The 16389-nt window shown below is 70.7% G+C and carries 17 protein-coding genes and 1 pseudogene; 8 read left to right on the top strand and 10 right to left on the bottom strand.

Annotated elements, in window-relative coordinates:
- The first annotated feature begins 94 nt into the window (after window positions 1-94).
- Entirely contained in the window at window positions 95-1327 is a 1233-nt protein-coding gene (locus OG972_RS18210; RefSeq protein ID WP_266990552.1) for an MFS transporter, read from the top strand.
- 23 nt (window positions 1328-1350) lie between these two features.
- Here the strand turns inward: OG972_RS18210 and OG972_RS18205 are convergent, their stop codons facing one another.
- Window positions 1351-1683, bottom strand: a complete 333-nt coding sequence (locus OG972_RS18205; RefSeq protein ID WP_266982814.1) for a hypothetical protein — start codon at window positions 1681-1683, stop codon at window positions 1351-1353.
- A 149-nt stretch (window positions 1684-1832) separates the two neighbouring features.
- On the opposite strand from OG972_RS18205, the gene OG972_RS18200 reads away from it, so the two are divergent.
- Complete coding sequence (locus OG972_RS18200) at window positions 1833-3170, top strand: MFS transporter (RefSeq protein WP_266982812.1); 1338 nt, start codon at window positions 1833-1835, stop codon at window positions 3168-3170.
- 34 nt (window positions 3171-3204) lie between these two features.
- Here OG972_RS18200 and OG972_RS18195 read toward each other — a convergent pair whose 3' ends face one another.
- From OG972_RS18195 to OG972_RS18185, 3 genes are all read right to left on the bottom strand, one after another.
- A complete protein-coding gene (locus OG972_RS18195) occupies window positions 3205-3810 on the bottom strand; it encodes a flavin reductase family protein (RefSeq protein WP_266990550.1) in 606 nt (201 codons plus the stop codon).
- Between the two features lie 348 nt (window positions 3811-4158).
- Complete coding sequence (locus OG972_RS18190) at window positions 4159-4851, bottom strand: zf-HC2 domain-containing protein (RefSeq protein WP_266982810.1); 693 nt, start codon at window positions 4849-4851, stop codon at window positions 4159-4161.
- A complete protein-coding gene (locus OG972_RS18185; protein WP_266982808.1) occupies window positions 4848-5336 on the bottom strand; it encodes a sigma-70 family RNA polymerase sigma factor in 489 nt (162 codons plus the stop codon). Before OG972_RS18185 ends, OG972_RS18190 begins: the two co-directional genes overlap by 4 nt.
- On the opposite strand from OG972_RS18185, the gene OG972_RS18180 reads away from it, so the two are divergent.
- The 3 genes from OG972_RS18180 (at window position 5320) to OG972_RS18170 (ending at window position 8313) form a co-directional block, all read left to right on the top strand.
- Window positions 5320-5547, top strand: a complete 228-nt coding sequence (locus OG972_RS18180; RefSeq protein WP_266982806.1) for a hypothetical protein — start codon at window positions 5320-5322, stop codon at window positions 5545-5547. The two genes, OG972_RS18185 and OG972_RS18180, sit on opposite strands and share 17 nt — an antisense overlap.
- Before the next feature lie 326 nt (window positions 5548-5873).
- Window positions 5874-6569, top strand: a complete 696-nt coding sequence (locus tag OG972_RS18175; RefSeq protein WP_266982804.1) for a hypothetical protein — start codon at window positions 5874-5876, stop codon at window positions 6567-6569.
- Window positions 6570-7050: 481 nt separating this feature from the next.
- Complete coding sequence (locus OG972_RS18170; RefSeq protein WP_266982802.1) at window positions 7051-8313, top strand: vanadium-dependent haloperoxidase; 1263 nt, start codon at window positions 7051-7053, stop codon at window positions 8311-8313.
- A 339-nt stretch (window positions 8314-8652) separates the two neighbouring features.
- Here the strand turns inward: OG972_RS18170 and OG972_RS18165 are convergent, their stop codons facing one another.
- Together OG972_RS18165 and OG972_RS18160 are read right to left on the bottom strand one after the other, a co-directional pair.
- Window positions 8653-9492: an enoyl-CoA hydratase/isomerase family protein gene (locus OG972_RS18165; protein WP_266982800.1), complete on the bottom strand. Its 840-nt coding sequence runs from the start codon at window positions 9490-9492 to the stop codon at window positions 8653-8655.
- Between the two features lie 31 nt (window positions 9493-9523).
- Window positions 9524-11752, bottom strand: coding sequence for an acetate--CoA ligase family protein (locus OG972_RS18160; protein WP_266982798.1), 2229 nt, complete (start codon window positions 11750-11752; stop codon window positions 9524-9526).
- Window positions 11753-11907: 155 nt separating this feature from the next.
- Here OG972_RS18160 and OG972_RS18155 point away from each other — a divergent pair.
- Window positions 11908-12084 (top strand): annotated as a pseudogene (locus OG972_RS18155) (IS200/IS605 family accessory protein TnpB-related protein); the annotation flags it as partial.
- Between the two features lie 93 nt (window positions 12085-12177).
- Here the strand turns inward: OG972_RS18155 and OG972_RS18150 are convergent.
- Window positions 12178-12636, bottom strand: a complete 459-nt coding sequence (locus OG972_RS18150) for a carboxymuconolactone decarboxylase family protein (RefSeq protein WP_266982796.1) — start codon at window positions 12634-12636, stop codon at window positions 12178-12180.
- Between the two features lie 217 nt (window positions 12637-12853).
- On the bottom strand, window positions 12854-14047 hold the full coding sequence (locus OG972_RS18145; protein ID WP_266982794.1) for an NAD(P)/FAD-dependent oxidoreductase: 1194 nt from the start codon (window positions 14045-14047) through the stop codon (window positions 12854-12856).
- 372 nt (window positions 14048-14419) lie between these two features.
- Here OG972_RS18145 and OG972_RS18140 point away from each other — a divergent pair, with 372 nt between their 5' ends.
- Together OG972_RS18140 and OG972_RS18135 are read left to right on the top strand one after the other, a co-directional pair.
- On the top strand, window positions 14420-14872 hold the full coding sequence (locus OG972_RS18140; protein ID WP_266982792.1) for a DoxX family membrane protein: 453 nt from the start codon (window positions 14420-14422) through the stop codon (window positions 14870-14872).
- A complete protein-coding gene (locus OG972_RS18135; RefSeq protein ID WP_266982790.1) occupies window positions 14869-15291 on the top strand; it encodes a Zn-ribbon domain-containing OB-fold protein in 423 nt (140 codons plus the stop codon). Before OG972_RS18140 ends, OG972_RS18135 begins: the two co-directional genes overlap by 4 nt.
- Before the next feature lie 10 nt (window positions 15292-15301).
- On the opposite strand, the gene OG972_RS18130 is transcribed toward OG972_RS18135, so the two are convergent.
- Window positions 15302-15892 (bottom strand): DUF1707 domain-containing protein, encoded by a 591-nt coding sequence (locus tag OG972_RS18130; RefSeq protein ID WP_266982788.1) that lies wholly within the window; start codon window positions 15890-15892, stop codon window positions 15302-15304.
- A gap of 22 nt (window positions 15893-15914) precedes the next feature.
- Window positions 15915-16322, bottom strand: coding sequence for a hypothetical protein (locus OG972_RS18125; RefSeq protein WP_266982786.1), 408 nt, complete (start codon window positions 16320-16322; stop codon window positions 15915-15917).
- Window positions 16323-16389: the final 67 nt, after the last annotated feature.

Genomic DNA, 16389 nt, shown 5'->3' with positions numbered 1-16389 from the left:
TGTGAAGGAAAAGTCAGCAGAGCACGAGTGCATTCCCGGCACGGCCCGCGCGAACGCACCCTCGCAGTCGTCCCCCTCGGATTCGTCGGCCGCCCTGCCGCCCCTGGATGCGCGCCTGGACGGCGAACGACCGGGAAGCGAGCTCTGGAACCGTAACTTCCGGCTCTTCTTCATCGCCCGGACCGCCGCACTCTTCGGCGACGGCATGATCCCGGTGGCGCTCACCGCGGGTCTGCTGGGAGCCGGTCGCCCGCACGCGTCCGTCGGCTTCGCGCTGGCCGCCTGGATGGGACCGCTGGCGCTCTTCGTGCTCTTCGGCGGCGTGCTGGCGGATCGTTTCACCCCGCGTCGAATGATGATCATCGCCGATGCGCTGCGGCTGGTCGGGGCGTCGGTGCTCGCCGTCTCCTTCGCGACCGGCAACCCGCCGCTGTGGGTGGTGTACGCACTGAGCGCGGTGGCCGGCGTCGGTGCCGCGCTCTTCCAGCCCGGCGTCGCATCGACCGTGCCCCGGGTGTCGCTGGACGTGCAGCGCGGCAACGCGGTGCTCCGGGTCTCCGAGGCGCTGATGACGATGGCGGGCCCGGCCTTCGCGGGACTTCTGGTCGGACTGGCGAGCGCCGGAGCGGTGTATGCGGCGAACGCGGCGACGTTCGCGGTCTCCGGCGTCTGCCTCTTCCTGCTGCGGCTCGCCCCGATGCCGTCCGACGCGACGCAGCGCGGCACGTTCGTCGCCGAACTGGTCGACGGGTGGCGAGAGTTCAAGGCCCGCAGCTGGCTGTGGGGGGTGATCGCGATCTGGACCGTGTACGGATTCACCGTGATCGGCCCGATGCTCCCGCTGACCGCGGTCGAGGTCACCGAGGCGCACGGCTCGGGGACGTACGGCGTGATGATGGCGGTGAACGGCGCGGGCAGCGTGGTCGGCGGACTGCTGGCCCTGCGGCTGAGACCGCGCCGTCCGCTCGCGGCGGGTGCGATCGCGCTGACCGGGGTGTGCGTGAACCTGGTGGTGCTGGGGCTCGGGCTTCCGGTGTCCGCGCTGGGGGTCGGGCAGTTCGTGGCGGGCGGGGTGTTCGCGTTCTGGCTGGTGATGTGGTCGACGACGGTCCAGACACACGTCCCGCCGGAGGCTCTGAACCGGCTGCACGCGTACGACGTGGCGGGCTCCCTGCTGATGCTGGCCGCGGGCCGGGCACTGGCGGGACCGGTCGCGGACGCGGTGGGCGCTTCCGAGGTGCTGCTGGCCGGAGCGGTGATCAACGCACTGGTGGTGGGTGTGCTGCTGGTGGCCCGCCCGATCCGCCGCCTGGAGCGGATCGGGTGAGCCGGGCGACCGCGCCCCGACCGTCAGCGCTTCTGCCGGTCCCGCTCCTCGGACTTCTGCATCTCGATGACCTGGAAGACATGCGCACTGGTCTGCCTGCGCACACTGCCACCGACGAGCAATGCGGAACCGAGGACGGACAGCGGCCCGGAGATCGCCAGGACGGTGAGCTGCTTGGGCAGCTCCGACACCACCGTGCACTGCATCGTGACGCGGTAGCAGTACGCGTCCGCCTGATCCACCAGCAGGAACGCCAGCCAGATCCACAGCCCGACGGCCATGAGAAGCAGCCCGGCGCCCCACACCTGCATCAGTGCGGAACGGTGATGGAACTGCTGGCGCGCGACCCATTGCATGAGATCCCCCGGTTCGATCGGCTCGTCCGTCTCATCCGGCCGGATGCGCGTACGCCCCGGCCGACGGGTGATCGTACGCCTCCCTCGATGGCCCGATCCCTGCGAACCATGTCCCTCCGGCCACTCGTGAGAGCACGCCCCGAGGCCGGATGCTGGGTGACGTGACCCAGACAACCGAGAGCGCGGCCGCCCGGGACGAGGACCGCCCGGCCGACCGCACACCGTCCCGCGGGCCCTCCCGCCTGCGCATCCACCGCGCCTGGATCGTCGCCGTCGTCACGTTCGTGACGATCATCGGCGGCGCCGCGTTCAACTCCCTGCCCGGCCTCCTCATCGACCCGCTGCACACGGAGTTCGGCTGGTCGCGCGGGGAGATCGGGCTGGCCGTCTCGATCGACATGGCGCTGTACGGACTGACCGCGCCGTTCGCCGCCGCGCTGATGGACCGGTTCGGTATCCGCCGGGTCGTCGTCGTGGCCCTGACCACGGTCGCGGCGGGGGCGTTCGCCAGTGTCTGGATGACGGCCTCCTGGCAGCTGATGATCTATTGGGGGCTGCTCGTCGGCCTCGGCACCGGCTCGATGGCGTTGGCTTTCTCGGCCACGGTCACCAACCGCTGGTTCGTCGCCAGACGCGGCCTGGTCACCGGCATCCTCACCGCGGCCGGCGCCTCCGGTCAGCTGATCTTCCTGCCGCTGTGCGCATGGATCGTCGAGGAGCACGGCTGGCGCCCGGCCTCGGTCACCGTCGCGCTGGCCGCGCTCGTCGTCGTCCCGTTCGTCTGGCTGCTGATGCGTGACCACCCGGCCGATGTGGGCCTGGCCCCCTACGGCGGCGCGTACGTCGAGAAGCCGGCGCCCGCCCGGGGTGCGGCGGCCCGTACCGTACGCGTCCTGGTCGACGCCGCCCGCACCGGACCGTTCTGGCTGCTCGCGGGCACGTTCGCGATCTGCGGCGCCTCGACCAACGGTCTGATCCGTACGCACTTCGTGCCGTCGGCCCACGACCACGGCATGCCCATTACGGCAGCCGCCTCGCTGCTCGCCGTCATCGGGGTCTTCGACATCATCGGCACGGTCTTCTCCGGCTGGCTCACCGACCGCTTCGACGCCCGCCGACTCCTCGCCGTCTACTACGCGTTGCGCGGCATCTCGCTGCTCTTCCTGCCGATGCTGATGGCGCCGACGGTGCACCCGCCGATGGTCTTCTTCATCGTGTTCTACGGCCTGGACTGGGTGGCCACGGTCCCGCCGACGCTGGCGCTCTGCCGCGAGCAGTACGGCGAGGACAGCGCGATCGTCTTCGGCTGGGTCCTCGCCTCCCACCAGGTGGGCGCGGCACTGGTGGCGTTCCTCGGCGGTGTGGCACGCGATGTGTTCGGCTCGTACGACATGGTCTGGTACGCGTCGGGGGCACTGTGCGCGACGGCGGCGCTGATGGCGCTGGTGATCCGGCGGAAGGCGGAGCCGGTGGTGGCCGCTCGGTGACCGGCTCGGCCTTCCGCCGGACACAAGGGCCCACTCACCCGCTGAAGCGCCCGAACGCCCCCCGGTGGAACAGCAGTGGACCGTCCCCGTCCGACGCTCCCAGTGCCTCCACCCGACCGACCACGATCAGATGGTCGCCGCCCGGGTGGACGGCCTGGATGCGGCAGTCGATCCAGGCGGGCACGGAGTCAAGCATCGGCGACCCGGTCACAGGGGCGGCCTCGTACGCCACCCCGGCGAACTTGTCGGTACCGCTCGCCGCGAACCCCCGGCACAGCGCGCCCTGCTCCGCGCCCAGGATGTTGACGCAGAACGCCCCGGCGCGGGCGATGCGCGGCCAGGTCGTCGACGTACGGGCGACCATGAAGGTGACCAGCGGCGGGTCGAGGGAGAGCGAGGCGAACGACTGGCAGGCGAACCCCGCAGGGCCGTCCGCGTCGCCCGGGTCGTGGGCGGTGATGACGGTGACGCCGCTGGCGAAGTGGCCCAGCACGCGGCGGAATTCGCCCGGATCGACCGGTAGCCGTTCGTCGTCGGCGACGGCCCGCAGATCGGGGCGCGGCAGCGGATCGACCGGCGCCGGGCCGGCGGTCGTGGCGGCGCCGACGGACCTGAGGTACCGGACGGCGGTGGCGGCCATGCCTGCGTGTCCCATCACGCTTTCCATTGAAACTGACGATGCATCAGATAGGAAGGGTGGGGAAGAGGGTTCCGGGCGCGAAAGGCCGCGAGTCCCGACGCTGAGCCGGGCCGAGGTGCGCTCCCCGGGTGCGCGAGGATACGCGGGGACACCGAACCCGCCCGGGCCGGGGCCGGGGTGAGTCTTCAGGGTCAGCTTCCGGCGGCGTACGTCACGAAGTGCGCCCATGCGTCGGGGGCTACGGTGAACCGGGGCCCTGCGCCTGGCGTGTCGCGCCGCGTCAGGGCAGGCGGGACCATCCCGTGGGCCCGGCAGTGGAGCGGATCGCGGGATGGTGGTCGAGGCAGGTCAGAGTGGTCGGGTCGTGGCGACCATGCGTCCCGCGTGGTCCATCACGGAGATGGACCGGATGTCGGGAAGGTGCAGGGCACTCGCCCCCGTCACGGCGGCGCTGCCGTTGGGAGTGATCGCCCAGGTGGCCGCCTGCTCCTTGTGGCCGTCCACCGAGGAGACCTGGAGGATGAAGGGTCCTGGTCCTCCTGCGGGCAGGTCGGCCAGGGTGACGCTCACCGCCGTGCCCCAGGGCTTGGCCGTGAGCGTGGCACGGCCGGACACGGAGTACCCGGCGGCCGAGGTGAAGGCCGTGGACGGGCCGGTCGACTGCCGGAACGGCAGCATCGACCCCAGTCCGAGCCCGGCAACCACGATCAAGGCCGCAGCCACTGCCAGCCACTGCCGACGAGCCCGGCGCCTGCTTGCGACGTCGGCGGCGCGGACCTGCTCCAGCAGGCGGTCGAGCCCGGTCGGCGAAGCCGGGGGCGCCGCATCGGTGTCGGCCTCGCGCGTGGCCTGGCGACGGGGTGCGGACATGCCCGGGGCGCGGCGGAGCAGTCCGGCCAGCGGGGCCGAGCGCGCGAGCTCGTCACGGCATTCCTGGCACGTGGGCAGGTGGGACTCCAGGACGCGGCGGTCGGTCTCGCTGAGACCGCCCAGCACATACGCGCCGATCAGCATGCGCACGTCATCATGGTCGGTGCTCACCGTAGAACTCCCATTTCTTCAAAGGCTGCGCGCAGGTTGCGTACGGCGTAGTAGGCGCGGGACTTGACCGTTCCCTCCGGGATCGTGAGCCGTGACGCGGACTCGGCGGTGGTCAGCCCCTCGAAGTACAGCGCCTGGATCACGTCACGATGCTCGCTGGACAAGCGTTCCAACGCTGCGGCAATCACGTGTCCCTCCAGCGCCGCCTCCACATCATCGGCAGAAGGTACAGCCGCGAGTGCCTCGTCGTCGTAGAGCGGTTCCGGACGCCGCTGCTCAGCGCGCCAGCTGTCGGTGAGCACGTTGCGGGCGATCGTGAAGAGATAGGAGCGGATGGTGGTGTGGCGTGGCTCGATCTTGGTGATGCTCCGCCACGCCCGCAGCAGCGTCTCCTGCACGACGTCCTCCGCCTGCTCAGGACTGCGCACGTACCTGCGCACGAAGGAGAGAAGCACATCGTGGTGCTCGGTGTACAACGCAGTCATCAACTGTTCGTCCGGCGTCACGCTCGATGTCCTCGTCTCGCAGGCTGGGGTCGCTTGGAGCGCCGCCGGGCCCGAACTGCGGGCGGCGGACAGTCCGCGCCCCGGCGAGGCGCGGAACCAGATCCGATCCATCCGACTCACTTCCAGGCATGACCGCACCGGCTGCGCCGTCGTCGAGGACGGCTGCGACATGCGGCTTCTTGTGTTCTGAGGCACTGATCGTGTGCCCCTGCCGCTACGTATACGACGAGCTGGGGGTTCAAGTTCACCCGCAGGCAGCGCACGAACTCAGGTTCTCGCCGTCCGTTGGAACGAAGGCCTGCCGGCGCTCTTTGCAGCAGGGGTGTGCACGGGAGCGCGGACGCGGGTCGGGCGTCGAGACCATGGGCGCGCCGGACGGCATCCTGCGTCCCCGCAGCCTTGACGGACACCGGATGATCCGACCTTGTGCGACTTGGTCGACCTGCGGGCTGAACCGGGTGCCGCAGGTGGTCGTACACATGACCGTAAGCCTCCCAACACTCAGGAGAACAAGTCATGAGGAAGAAGAAGCTCGGCTGGTCCCTCGGCGCGGGTACGGCCATGATCCTCGGCCTGGGCGTCGCGGCCTCCGGGCTGTCCAGCGCGAACGCCTCGAGCCTGGACACGTCCGCCTCCACCGCCAGGCACCCGGTCACGGTGGAGGTCCTCTCACCCAAGCGCGGGGACAGCGCGGGTGTGGAGGGCAAGGGCTGGATCGTGGACCTGAAGCTCTCCTTCCGGGGCAAGACCTTGGCCCAGACCGGCTTCGACGGGCTCCAGCTCACCGGCCCGGCCGCGCACAACAACATCGCCCCCTTCCCCGGCACGTTTTCCACCGGCCAGGACGACAAGATTCCTGGACTGGTCGTGCTGGACTCCACCACCAACAGCACCCTCCCCGGCTTCTCCGGGCCCGGCACCAACCTGGCCAACCTGTTCAACCTCTCCGGCGTCACCGACCGCACCCCGCACAAGACCGAACTGTGGGACACCTGGATCGTCGGCGCCCCCATCGTGGGGCAGAACGTCGACACCACCCTGACCGTGGCCGTCGTCGACGACCTCAACCACGACGGCGTCTACAACGACGCACCCGGCGTCGTGAAGGACCTCAACGGCGATGGGAAGATCGATGCCAAGGACCTGGATCTGATGGGCGTCGCCTCCAACGTCGTCACCGTCCCCTTCCACATCAACGCCGACCCCGCCTGAGAGCCTGCATGCCAGGGCGTGGCCGCCCGATCAGAGGTCACCCGACACCTTCTGAACCCCGCCAGGTCAGGAGGGCGCCGCTGCTGAGCCTGTGAACACCTGCACGTGTGCCGCAGTGCGCGCCGGCGCTGATGAGACGGAGCGACGACGATGTCGTCTCGCCCGTCTTCGTCTGCTGCTCCGTATGCGGCCCCCTGCGGACACCCGTTACCCGGCTGCAGACATGTCCGGGCACTTCCTGGGCTCGCCGGATACATCATTGCCGGCGCCCGCCCGGCCACGCCGAAGACCACCCCTGCCTGCGGCGGCGTCCCCGCACGGCACCGAGCTTCGCAGGTTCCCGGGCCAAGGCCCCACGGCTTCGTCCGGGAACCTGCTGCGGCCTGTGCAAGGTCCTCGATTCTCTGCGTCCCGTCGCACATGACTGCCAGACGGACGGGCCGACACCCGGCCCCCCACCCCACCATGAGGAGCTACTTCCATGAACTCCCCGCAGACCCGTGTGGCCCTGGCGGCCTCCACGGCACTGCTGGTCGCCTCCGGCGCAGCGCCGAGCGTCGCCGCCGCCCCTGCGCCTGGGCACGGTCGCACCTCCGTGGCGCTCGCCTGGTACGACACCACGGCCGACACGATCGCGGCGGCCGGCTCATCACTCCCTCCGGTGACCAACAGCCGTACCTGGGCGATCAGTTGGGTCGCGGCGGCGCGGGCCTTGCAACAGGTGCCGTCTGGGGTCGACCGCCAGGACTACCAGGACGCGGCGCTGGCCGCCGCGGTGCACCGCGCCCTGGTCGAGCTGGTGCCCACCCGCGCCCCGGAGCTGGATGCCGCCCTGCAACAGACCCTGGATCAGACCCCCGACGGCCCGGCCGAGACCTTGGGCGCCGCAGCCGGCGAACGCCAGGCGCTCGAGGCCCTGCACGACCGTGAGAGAGACGGCCTCGACGCGGCCTCGGTGAATGCCCCATTCACCGTGCCGCCGGCCGCGCCAGGCGTCTGGCAACCCACCCCGCCCGCGTTCGCCCCCGCCATCCAGAACGGCACCCGGTTCGCCCGGCCCTTCCTGCTGCAAAGCGCCGGCCAGTTCCGACTGCCCGCGCCTCCCGCTCCGACGTCCAAGCGGTACCAGACCGACCTGAAGGAGGTTCGAGACTTCGGCGAGCTGAACAGCACCGTGCGCACCGCGTGGCAGACCGACACGGCCAACTTCTGGTTCGACTCCTCGCCGGCCCTGTGGACCAAGCCGATTCGCGTCGCGCTCGCCGCCACCTCCCACCAGCCGCTGCGCAAGCAGGCCGAACTCGTCGCCCTGGCCAACGCCACGCTGGTGGACACCCAGATCGCCACCTCCGACAGCAAGTACACGTACCCGCTGTGGCGCCCCGTCACCGCGATCCGAACAGGCGTCGGCGAGGTCCCTGCCGACCCGTCATGGAGCCCGCTGCACACCACCCCGGCGCACCCGGACTACCCCAGCGGCCACAACACCTACGCGGGCGCGGCGGAAACCGTTCTCACCGCCCTCGCAGGACCGCGCACGGCCCCGTTCACCCTGACCAGCGGCACCGCACCAGGCGTCGTCCGTACCTACACCGCATGGCACCAGCTCACGCTGGAGAACATGGACGCGCGGGTCTGGCTGGGCATCCACACCCGACTCGCGGACGAGGCCGGAGTCACACTGGGTACCGATGTCGCCAGGTACGGCCTGAACCACGCACAGGCGCTGTTCCGCGAGCACTGAATCAGCCAGGCGAACACCGCCTCGACCGTGCGCAAGTCCCTGCTCCGTTGCCAGTCGCCCGTGGACCGCTCCTGACCGGCCGACCCGGTGCTCCCCCTGCACCGGGCGGCCACCCGATCAGCCAACCATCACCACCCTCGAACACCTGGTGAGCGCGGTTGTGACGGTGTCGTCGGGGTCCCTCTCCTTCGATCGGGTGGAGGCCGCAGCTGAAGTCTCCCCGCCGATTGCGGCCGGTGCCTGCCGGTGGCCACGCCTACCGGTGAGTCCCGGCGACACGGACGGGAGCAGCTTCTCCGTGGCGGTGGGAGACGCCTGCGTGAGCGCCCCCCAGATTCCTCACAACCCCCGGTACTTCGGTGTACGCCGTTCCACGAAGCTCGCCACACCCTCGCCCGCGTCCTGCGTCGTCATGTTGATCTCCTGGGCCGTCGCCTCGGCGGCGAACGCCGTTGCGCGGTCGGCGTCCAGGGACGCGTTGACCAGCTGTTTGGTGAGGGCGAGGGCTCGGGTCGGGCCGTCCGCCAGGCGCTGGGACCACTCCCGGGCCGTCGCCGCCAACTCCTCGGCCGGTACCACCCGGTTGACGAGGCCCAGGCGTTCCGCCTCCGCCGCGGGGAGCGCGTCGCCGAAGAACATCAGCTCCTTGGCGCGCTGCGGGCCGATCAGGCGGGGCAGCAGGTAGGCCCCGCCGCCGTCCGGGACGAGACCGCGGCGTACGAAGACCTCGATGAACGTTGCCGAGTCTGCGGCCAGGACCAGGTCGCAGGCGAACGCGAGGTGCGCGCCGATGCCGGCCGCGGTGCCGTTGACAGCCGCGATCACCGGCTTCTCGCAATCCAGGACCGCGGCGATCAGGCGCTGCGCGCCGAGCCGGATGGTGCGGGCCACGTCGCCGGGGATCCGGTCGCCCGTCGACGGGGCGCCGCGCAGGTCGGCGCCCGCACAGAAGCCGCGGCCGGTGGCGGTGAGAACGACGGCCCGGACCGACGGGTCGGCGGACGCGTCGGCGAGGAGCGCGATGATGCGTTCCCGCTGGTCCCAGGTGACGGCGTTCATCGCCTCGGGGCGGTTCAGCGTGATCCATGAGACGCCGTTGTCAGTGGCGTGGAGTACCCGTGGATCAACCGGTTCGACCGAGCCGGTGTGCTCGGTGGTGTCTTCGGGGGAGGACGGCATGAGGCAGCTCCTGGGTCGGTGGCGTGGGCGGTCAGCGGCAGACGGCGAGTGCGTCCAGCGCCACCGCGCCCTGCCCGCGCCCCAGCACCATCAGCGGGTTGATGTCCAGCTCGGAGAGGTCGTCGCCCAGTTCCAGCGCCATCCGCTGGACACGCAGCACCACCTCGATGAGCGCGTCGACGTCCACCGGCGGTCCGCCGCGTACGCCTTCCAGCAGGGCCCGGCCGCGCAGTTCGCCGAGCATCGCCCGCGCCTGGTCCTCGCCGAACGGCGGCACCCGCACCGCCGCATCGTGCAGCACCTCCACGAGCACGCCGCCGAGTCCGACCGTGACCGTCGGTCCGAACAGGGCGTCGTGCGTGACGCCGACCATCATTTCGACGCCCCGCTCGATCATCTGGCAGACCAGGACGCCGTCCAGCTCGACACCCTCGTAGCGGGCGATGTCGGTCAGTTCGCGGTATGCGTCGCGGACCTGGCTCGCGGAGGTGAGCCCGACCTTGACCAGGCCGAGCTCCGTCTTGTGGGCGAGCCGTGTGCCCGACGCCTTCATCACGACCGGGTAGCCGACCAGACCCGCGGCGCGGACGGACGCGGCCGCACTGGTGACCAGCTGCTCGCGCGGGACACGGATGCCGTACGCCCGCAGCAGCTGCTTCGCCGCGTGCTCGCTCAGTTGGTGGCCCGGGCGCATCAGGGCCTGCGCCTTGCGGAACGAGGGCGACGGCGTGCGCGGCGCCTCGTCGAAGGGCGAGCGGTACGAGGCGGCGAACCGGTGGTGGTCCAGATAGGCCTTCACGGCGGTGATGCAGTTGCCGAAGGTGCGGAAGGTGGCGACGCGCGACGAGCCGAGCAGCGTCGTACGGTACGCGTCCTCCGTGCCGACCGGCGAGCCCCACACCACACACACCAGCTTGTCCGTGGTCTCCGCCGCGTCCACCAGGTCCTGCGCGAGCCGGTCGCTCATCGGGGGGAAGGGGCCGGTGATCGGACAGATCAGGACCCCCACGTCCGGGTCGGCGAGGATCGCGTCGATGATCTTCCGGCCGCGCCAGTCGCCGACCGGGTGCCCGCCGTTGTCGACGGGGTTCGCCACGTTCAGATAGCCGGGAATCCATGCGTGCAGCTCGCGCTGCTTCTCCTCGGACAGGGTGGGGAGCTTCAGCCCCGCCCCGGTCGCCAGGTCCGAGAAGTGCGCGCCCGTGCCGCCCGAGATCGAATACACGACGACCCCGTCGGCCTGCGGCTTCCGCGCCCGGGCCAGCAGGGCCGCGGTGTCCTGGAGTTCGTCGAGCCCGTCCACCCGGATCACGCCGAACTGCCGCATCGCCGCGTCCACCACCTGGTCGGCGCCGGTCAGCTTGCCGGTGTGTGACGCGGCCATCCTGGCCCCCGTCTCCGTACGCCCCACCTTGACCGCCACGACCGGCACCCCGGCCCGCGCCGCCCGGTCGGCGGCGAGCAGAAAGGAGCGGCCGTCCTTGAGTCCCTCGACATAGGCGGCGATGGCCCCGACCTCGGGGCGCTCGGCGAAGTACGAGATGAAGTCGGCGGTCTCCAGATCCGCCTCGTTGCCCGTGGGCGCCCAGTGCGACAGCCGCACGCCCAGCTCCTGGAGGGTGTAGACGGGACGGCCCTGGTGACCGGACTGGGTGATCAGGGCGATCGCCGGCCCGTCGAGGTCGTCCCGGAACGCCTCGAACGCGTTGAGGTTGGTGTTCGGCCCGAGCAGCCGCAGCCCCGACCGCTCCACCGCGGCCGCCAGCCGCGCCTGGGCGGCGGCGCCCTCCTCGCCGGTCTCGGCGAACCCGGAGGCGAAGGCGACCGCGAACTTCACCTTGGCCTGCCCGAGTTCCTCGATCACCGGAAGCGGGTCGCCGACCAGCAGTACCGCCAGATCGACCTGCTCCGGCAGATCCGCGACGGAGCGGGAGCAGGGCCGGCCGAAGACGGACTCCCGCGTGGGGTGGACCGGATGCAGTCGCGCCCCGACCCGCTCGGCCCAGGCGACGAGCTGCCGGGTGATGCCGGTGTTGGGCCTGCCCTCGGTGTCGGACGCCCCGATGACGGCCACGGACTCGGGCCGGAAGAACCGGTCCAGGTCCGGCACGGGGGCGTGCAGCGGGCGGCCGCTGACATCGAGATCGCCTTCCGCGGCGGCGACCGCCATGCTGTGGACGGCGGCGTGCGGCTCTTCTCCGCAGGCCACCACCCGGGCGCGGAAGTGTGTGGTGAGGGTGCCGTGAGTCGATCCAAGCATCGTTCCGCCCACTCCTGCCAGAAGTCCGTCGGGGTGCCTGTGCCGGGCCAGCCTTGAGCTGACGCTCTGTCAGGTTACTGAACTGACGCTCCGTCAGGAATGGGTGTGCAGGCAAAGGCTCGGCGGGCCCCGGGTTGGGACTCCCTGCCCAGGGGGTGGCGTTCGCGCACCGGGGGGTGGAGTGGGCCGACCGCATAGAGATCCGGGCCGTGGCCTACCGCATCCAGCTCGATACGGAGCGCGGCCGCTGGTACCTCACCGCATCCTGGCAACGCCCCGTCGTCCAGGCCATGTCGCCGGCCGCCGCCTGCGCCCGGGGCGTGATCGGCGTGACAGCGACGTCGATCACTTCGCCGCCACCAAGTAGGGCCGGGAGAAAGCGAGAAGGGCCTCCGCGGCTGCGGAGGCCCTTCTCCACGTGCCGACTACCAGGTCGGCGCGCCCGCCGGCTGCCTGGTGGTGACGTTGATGCGGTTGAAGAGGTTGGTGATGCCGATCATGAGAGTCAGCGCGGCGAGCCCCTGCTCGTCGAAGTGGTCGGCCGCCGCGTCCCAGATGTCGTCCGGCACCGCGTCGCCCCGGTCGCTCAGACGGGTCGCCGCCTCGGCGAGCGCCAGCGCCGCGCGCTCCTCGTCGGAGAAGTACGGCGCCTCGCGCCAGGCCGCCACGGCGAACAGCTTCTCGTCGGCCACGCCCGCCTTCCTGGCGCTGCGGACCCCGTAGTCGACGCAGAAGCTGCATCCGTTGATCTGGCTCGCCCGCAGGTGGACGAGTTCCAGCGTCGACTCCGGGACGCCACGGTCCCGGGTGGCCTTCAGGAGTTCCTGGATGGCGGGCAGGGCCTCGGGGATGAGGGCGGCCGGGTTCTTCATCCTTGCTTCCATGATGCTGCTCCTCCGGATCTTCGGGGCCTGTGGTGACACCCGCTCGTTTTCGTCCTTCACAGCAATGACGGAACGCGTCGCGCGGATGTGACAGACCCCTCAGAATTTCTTTTCCGGACCGGAGAGGACGCCCTCGGCGGTGTCCGTGACGACGAGGCGGGGGAGCGCCGGGCACGCCGGCCTCCGGGACGCGAAGTCCCGGGTCACGGCCCCGGGGTCAGCCGGTCCGCTTCGCCAGCCGCTTGGCGATCTTCTCCGCGTCCAGGGCCATTTCGCGGAACATGCCGCTGATCGGGTTGGTGAACCCGGTGAAGTAGAGACCGGGCGCCTGCTTCGGCGTGCGGCCGCCGTGCACGACCGGCCTGCCTCGTGCGTCCAGTACGTCGAGGTGTCCGACCAGCCCTTCGAGCGCCCGCCGGTAACCGGTCGCCGCGATCACGGCGTCCGGCGTGATCCGGGTCCCGTCCGCCAGCACCACGGTGTCCTTGTCGAACGAATCGACGGTTGGCACCGGCAGCACCCGGCCGCCCCGCACCGCGTCGATCAGCCCCACGTCCTGGACCGGAATGGCGCCGTCCTTGACCCGTGAGTAGAGGCCCGTGTCCGGGCGTGGCAGGCCCTGTTCGGAGAGGTCGGGCACGGCGGCCCTGGCCATCAGTCGGCCGGCCCGGTCGACCAGGCGCACCGGCAGTCTGCGGACCAGGATGCCGGTCGCCTGCGCGGGCCAGCCTGCCGTGGAGCGGCGCACGATGTGCGGAACGGTGCGTACCGCGATCCGTACCCGGGAAGCGCCCCCCTCCACCAGGTCCACGGCGATCTCCGCCCCCGTGTTGCCGATACCGACGACGAGGACGTCCTTGCCCGCGTACGGGGCGGGGTTGCGGTAGTCCGAGGCGTGCAGCAGCTCGCCGGTGAACGTGTCGCGGCCCGCCCAGTCGGGGATCCGTGGGGTGTGGTTGTAGCCGGTGGCCACGACGACGGCCCGTCCGGTCAGGACCCGTCCGCCGCTTGCGGTCAGCTGCCAGCCTGTGCCGTCCGACGCCCGGTCCACACGGGTCACCTCGACGCCCGTCACCACTTCCAGCTCATGGTGTTCGACGTACTTCTCCAGGTAGCGCACCACGTCGTCACGGGCCACCCAGCGTCCGAACCGGCGCGGCATCGTGAGCCCCGGCAGTGCGGACCAGCGCCGGGTGGTGTGGAGATGCAGCCGGTCGTAGTGACGGCGCCAGGAGGCGCCGACGTTCTCGGACTTCTCCAGTACGACGGCCCGCGCACCCTGCGCGCGCAGGGCGGCCGCGGCGGCGAGACCGCCCGGGCCGCCGCCGATGACATAGACGGGCCGGTGTTCCGTGATGTCGGTGGGTGCGGGCGTGGGGCTGCTGTCGGCGGTGGAGGTGCTGTCGGGCATGGCTCGGAGCGTAATCGCCCGATTACTTGATGGGTCTCGGTCAAGATCGGGTTCCATTGCGAATTGGTCACGGATGGCTCGGAGTGGCCGGCGGGCCGAGCTGTGCGCGAGAGCCCATTGGTTCGCCCCGTGTCCCAAGTGCATTGAATAACGGCCGAGTTGAGACAGTATCGACGGAGGGCGGCCACTCCCGCGCCGACCCGGATCGAGGGCTCCGGGCGCTACCGGCCGAACCTTGTCCACATCGAGGAGAAGTGACGTACGTCGTCAGCTTCATGGTGGTGTTGTGGGGCTATCGGGATCAATGCCGTCTGACGTACCGTCAGATTTCTTGAATTCCTCAACCCCGCGGCGGAACGGGAAGGGGTCCCGATGCGGACGATCTGGCTCGGTGGAGCCGAGTGGCTCGCCGTCCTTCGAATAGGGCTCGGCCTGTGGTGGCTGGAGAGTTGGCGGCACAAGGACAAGAAGGGCTGGTTCGAACGCGGTACGGGCATCGCCTGGGCGGCGGACGTCGCGGGCAAGCACAAGTGGCCGGCGGTCAGGAGCGGATTCGAGAAGGTCGTCGCGCCCCGTCCCAAGGCAATGGCCTACCTCGTCGTGTACGCGGAACTCGCCCTCGGTCTCGGGCTGATCGTCGGTTTCCTGACCCCGGTCGCGCTCGTCGGCGGGCTGCTCCTCAATCTCCTCTACCTGGTGCTGATGATCCACGACTGGGCCGAGCAGGGGCAGAACACGATGATGGCGCTGATCTCGCTGGTCGCCCTCTTCGCCATGTCCTGGCAGGTCTGGTCCCTCGACCACGCGATCGGACTCTTCGGATGACCGCCGCCACCCCCCGCTTCGACCTGCCCGAGCCGGACGATTTCACCCGCCCCTACTGGGACGCCGCCGCCGAGGGCAACTTGCTGCTGCGCCGGTGCCGTGCCTGCGGCGCCGCCCACCACTATCCGCGCGAGTTCTGCCCCACGTGCTGGAGCGAGGACGTCGACTGGGAGCGGGCGAGCGGCCGCGCCACGCTCTACACCTGGTCCGTCGTCCACCGCAACGACCTGCCGCCGTTCGGTTCCCGCGTCCCGTACACGGCGGCCGTCGTCGACCTCGCCGAGGGGCCGCGCATGATGACGGAGATCGTCGACTGCGAGGAGTCGGCCCTCGCGATCGGCATGGAGCTGCACGTCGCCTTCCGGCAGGAGGAGGGGTGCGAGGCGGTCCCGGTCTTCCGGCCGGAAGCCGGTGCCTGACGCGGCGGAGTCAGCGCCGCTTGCCGCGGCGCAGCTTCCACCGCTCCCAGATGTTGGGGTGGCGGACGACCACTCCGCCCATGCCGCCCGAACCGGTGAGGCGGAGCAGCGGTGCGCCCGGGAGCCTCTCGCCCCGGGTCCGGTCCTTGAAGCCGCCCAGGCCGGGACGGACGTCGTCGGTCTCCGCCGCCCACCCCCTGGGTACGACCACGACAACCCCGCCCATCTGGCCGTTGACCTCCAGCTCGATCTCGCGCAGCCGGGTCTCGGTCTGCGTGAAGTCGAGCTTGGCGCCGCCCATGCCGCCGTCCACGTCGATGCGTGCGGGCACCTTCCATCGTCCGGTCCGTGCCAGGCCGTGCATGCCGCCCTCGATGACCAGCGGCTCCGTCGCGTTCTGCGGCGCGGGTGCCAGATCGGCAGTGAGGGGTTCCAGCTCGGCGAAGGTCTTGGCGCCGAGCGCCTGACCCAGGCGCGTATCCAGCTCGTCGAGATCGATGCGGCCCTCGGCCGCCGCCTCCTGGAGCTGCTCCACCACCGCTTCACGGTCGGCGTCGGAGGCGCGAAGCCGGCTGACGGAATTGGGGCGCTCAGGAGTCATGAACCTGATGATACGGAACGGGTCACCAGTCCTCCCGTACCAATTGTGCGACCACCACCCCGTGCAGCAGCTCGGCGTCCACGAACTCCCCTTCCTCCGGCGCCCCGCACCGCCAGCTCAGCGGATACGTGTTGCCGTGCGCCGCGGGGATCCCCACGTACAGATCCCGCGCCGACGGTCCGAGACAGGTCGCCCCCGGCGGCCAGTCGTACCTTTTGCTCGTCCCGGGCGGGATCAGGAAGTACGTCCACCGCCCGCCCGCGACCTCCCGGACCACCGGACCCGGTTCGCCGTCCGTGAGCGTGGCGAGGTGGTGCAGGACGGCCTCGCCGCGTACGCCGCGTACCCGGATGGCGTCGAAGTGGACCCCGGTCAGGTGAAGTTGGAGCCCCGCGGGCGGTACCCATTCGGGGAGCTTCTTGCTGGTCATGAATACGAGGATCCCGCTGACTGCGTAGCGTGACCAGAGAGACACGGTCCACATTTGGCAATGTGGT

The organism is Streptomyces sp. NBC_01669, assembly GCF_026339735.1.
Classification (GTDB): domain Bacteria; phylum Actinomycetota; class Actinomycetes; order Streptomycetales; family Streptomycetaceae; genus Streptomyces; species Streptomyces yanii.
Note: the sequence above shows the minus strand (reverse complement) of the source record. Positions and strands in the feature narration are given on the sequence as shown.

Excerpts from the sequence above, each read along its gene's own strand:
- OG972_RS18205 (WP_266982814.1), bottom strand. The coding sequence starts at position 1,683 with ATGCAATGGGTCGCGCGCCAGCAGTTCCATCACCGTTCCGCACTGATG.
- OG972_RS18200 (WP_266982812.1), top strand. The coding sequence starts at position 1,833 with ATGCTGGGTGACGTGACCCAGACAACCGAGAGCGCGGCCGCCCGGGAC.
- OG972_RS18195 (WP_266990550.1), bottom strand. The coding sequence starts at position 3,810 with ATGGCCGCCACCGCCGTCCGGTACCTCAGGTCCGTCGGCGCCGCCACG.
- OG972_RS18185 (WP_266982808.1), bottom strand. The coding sequence starts at position 5,336 with ATGACTGCGTTGTACACCGAGCACCACGATGTGCTTCTCTCCTTCGTG.
- OG972_RS18175 (WP_266982804.1), top strand. The coding sequence starts at position 5,874 with ATGAGGAAGAAGAAGCTCGGCTGGTCCCTCGGCGCGGGTACGGCCATG.
- OG972_RS18170 (WP_266982802.1), top strand. The coding sequence starts at position 7,051 with ATGAACTCCCCGCAGACCCGTGTGGCCCTGGCGGCCTCCACGGCACTG.
- OG972_RS18165 (WP_266982800.1), bottom strand. The coding sequence starts at position 9,492 with ATGCCGTCCTCCCCCGAAGACACCACCGAGCACACCGGCTCGGTCGAA.
- OG972_RS18160 (WP_266982798.1), bottom strand. The coding sequence starts at position 11,752 with ATGCTTGGATCGACTCACGGCACCCTCACCACACACTTCCGCGCCCGG.
- OG972_RS18150 (WP_266982796.1), bottom strand. The coding sequence starts at position 12,636 with ATGGAAGCAAGGATGAAGAACCCGGCCGCCCTCATCCCCGAGGCCCTG.
- OG972_RS18145 (WP_266982794.1), bottom strand. The coding sequence starts at position 14,047 with ATGCCCGACAGCACCTCCACCGCCGACAGCAGCCCCACGCCCGCACCC.
- OG972_RS18140 (WP_266982792.1), top strand. The coding sequence starts at position 14,420 with ATGCGGACGATCTGGCTCGGTGGAGCCGAGTGGCTCGCCGTCCTTCGA.
- OG972_RS18135 (WP_266982790.1), top strand. The coding sequence starts at position 14,869 with ATGACCGCCGCCACCCCCCGCTTCGACCTGCCCGAGCCGGACGATTTC.
- OG972_RS18130 (WP_266982788.1), bottom strand. The coding sequence starts at position 15,892 with ATGACTCCTGAGCGCCCCAATTCCGTCAGCCGGCTTCGCGCCTCCGAC.
- OG972_RS18125 (WP_266982786.1), bottom strand. The coding sequence starts at position 16,322 with ATGACCAGCAAGAAGCTCCCCGAATGGGTACCGCCCGCGGGGCTCCAA.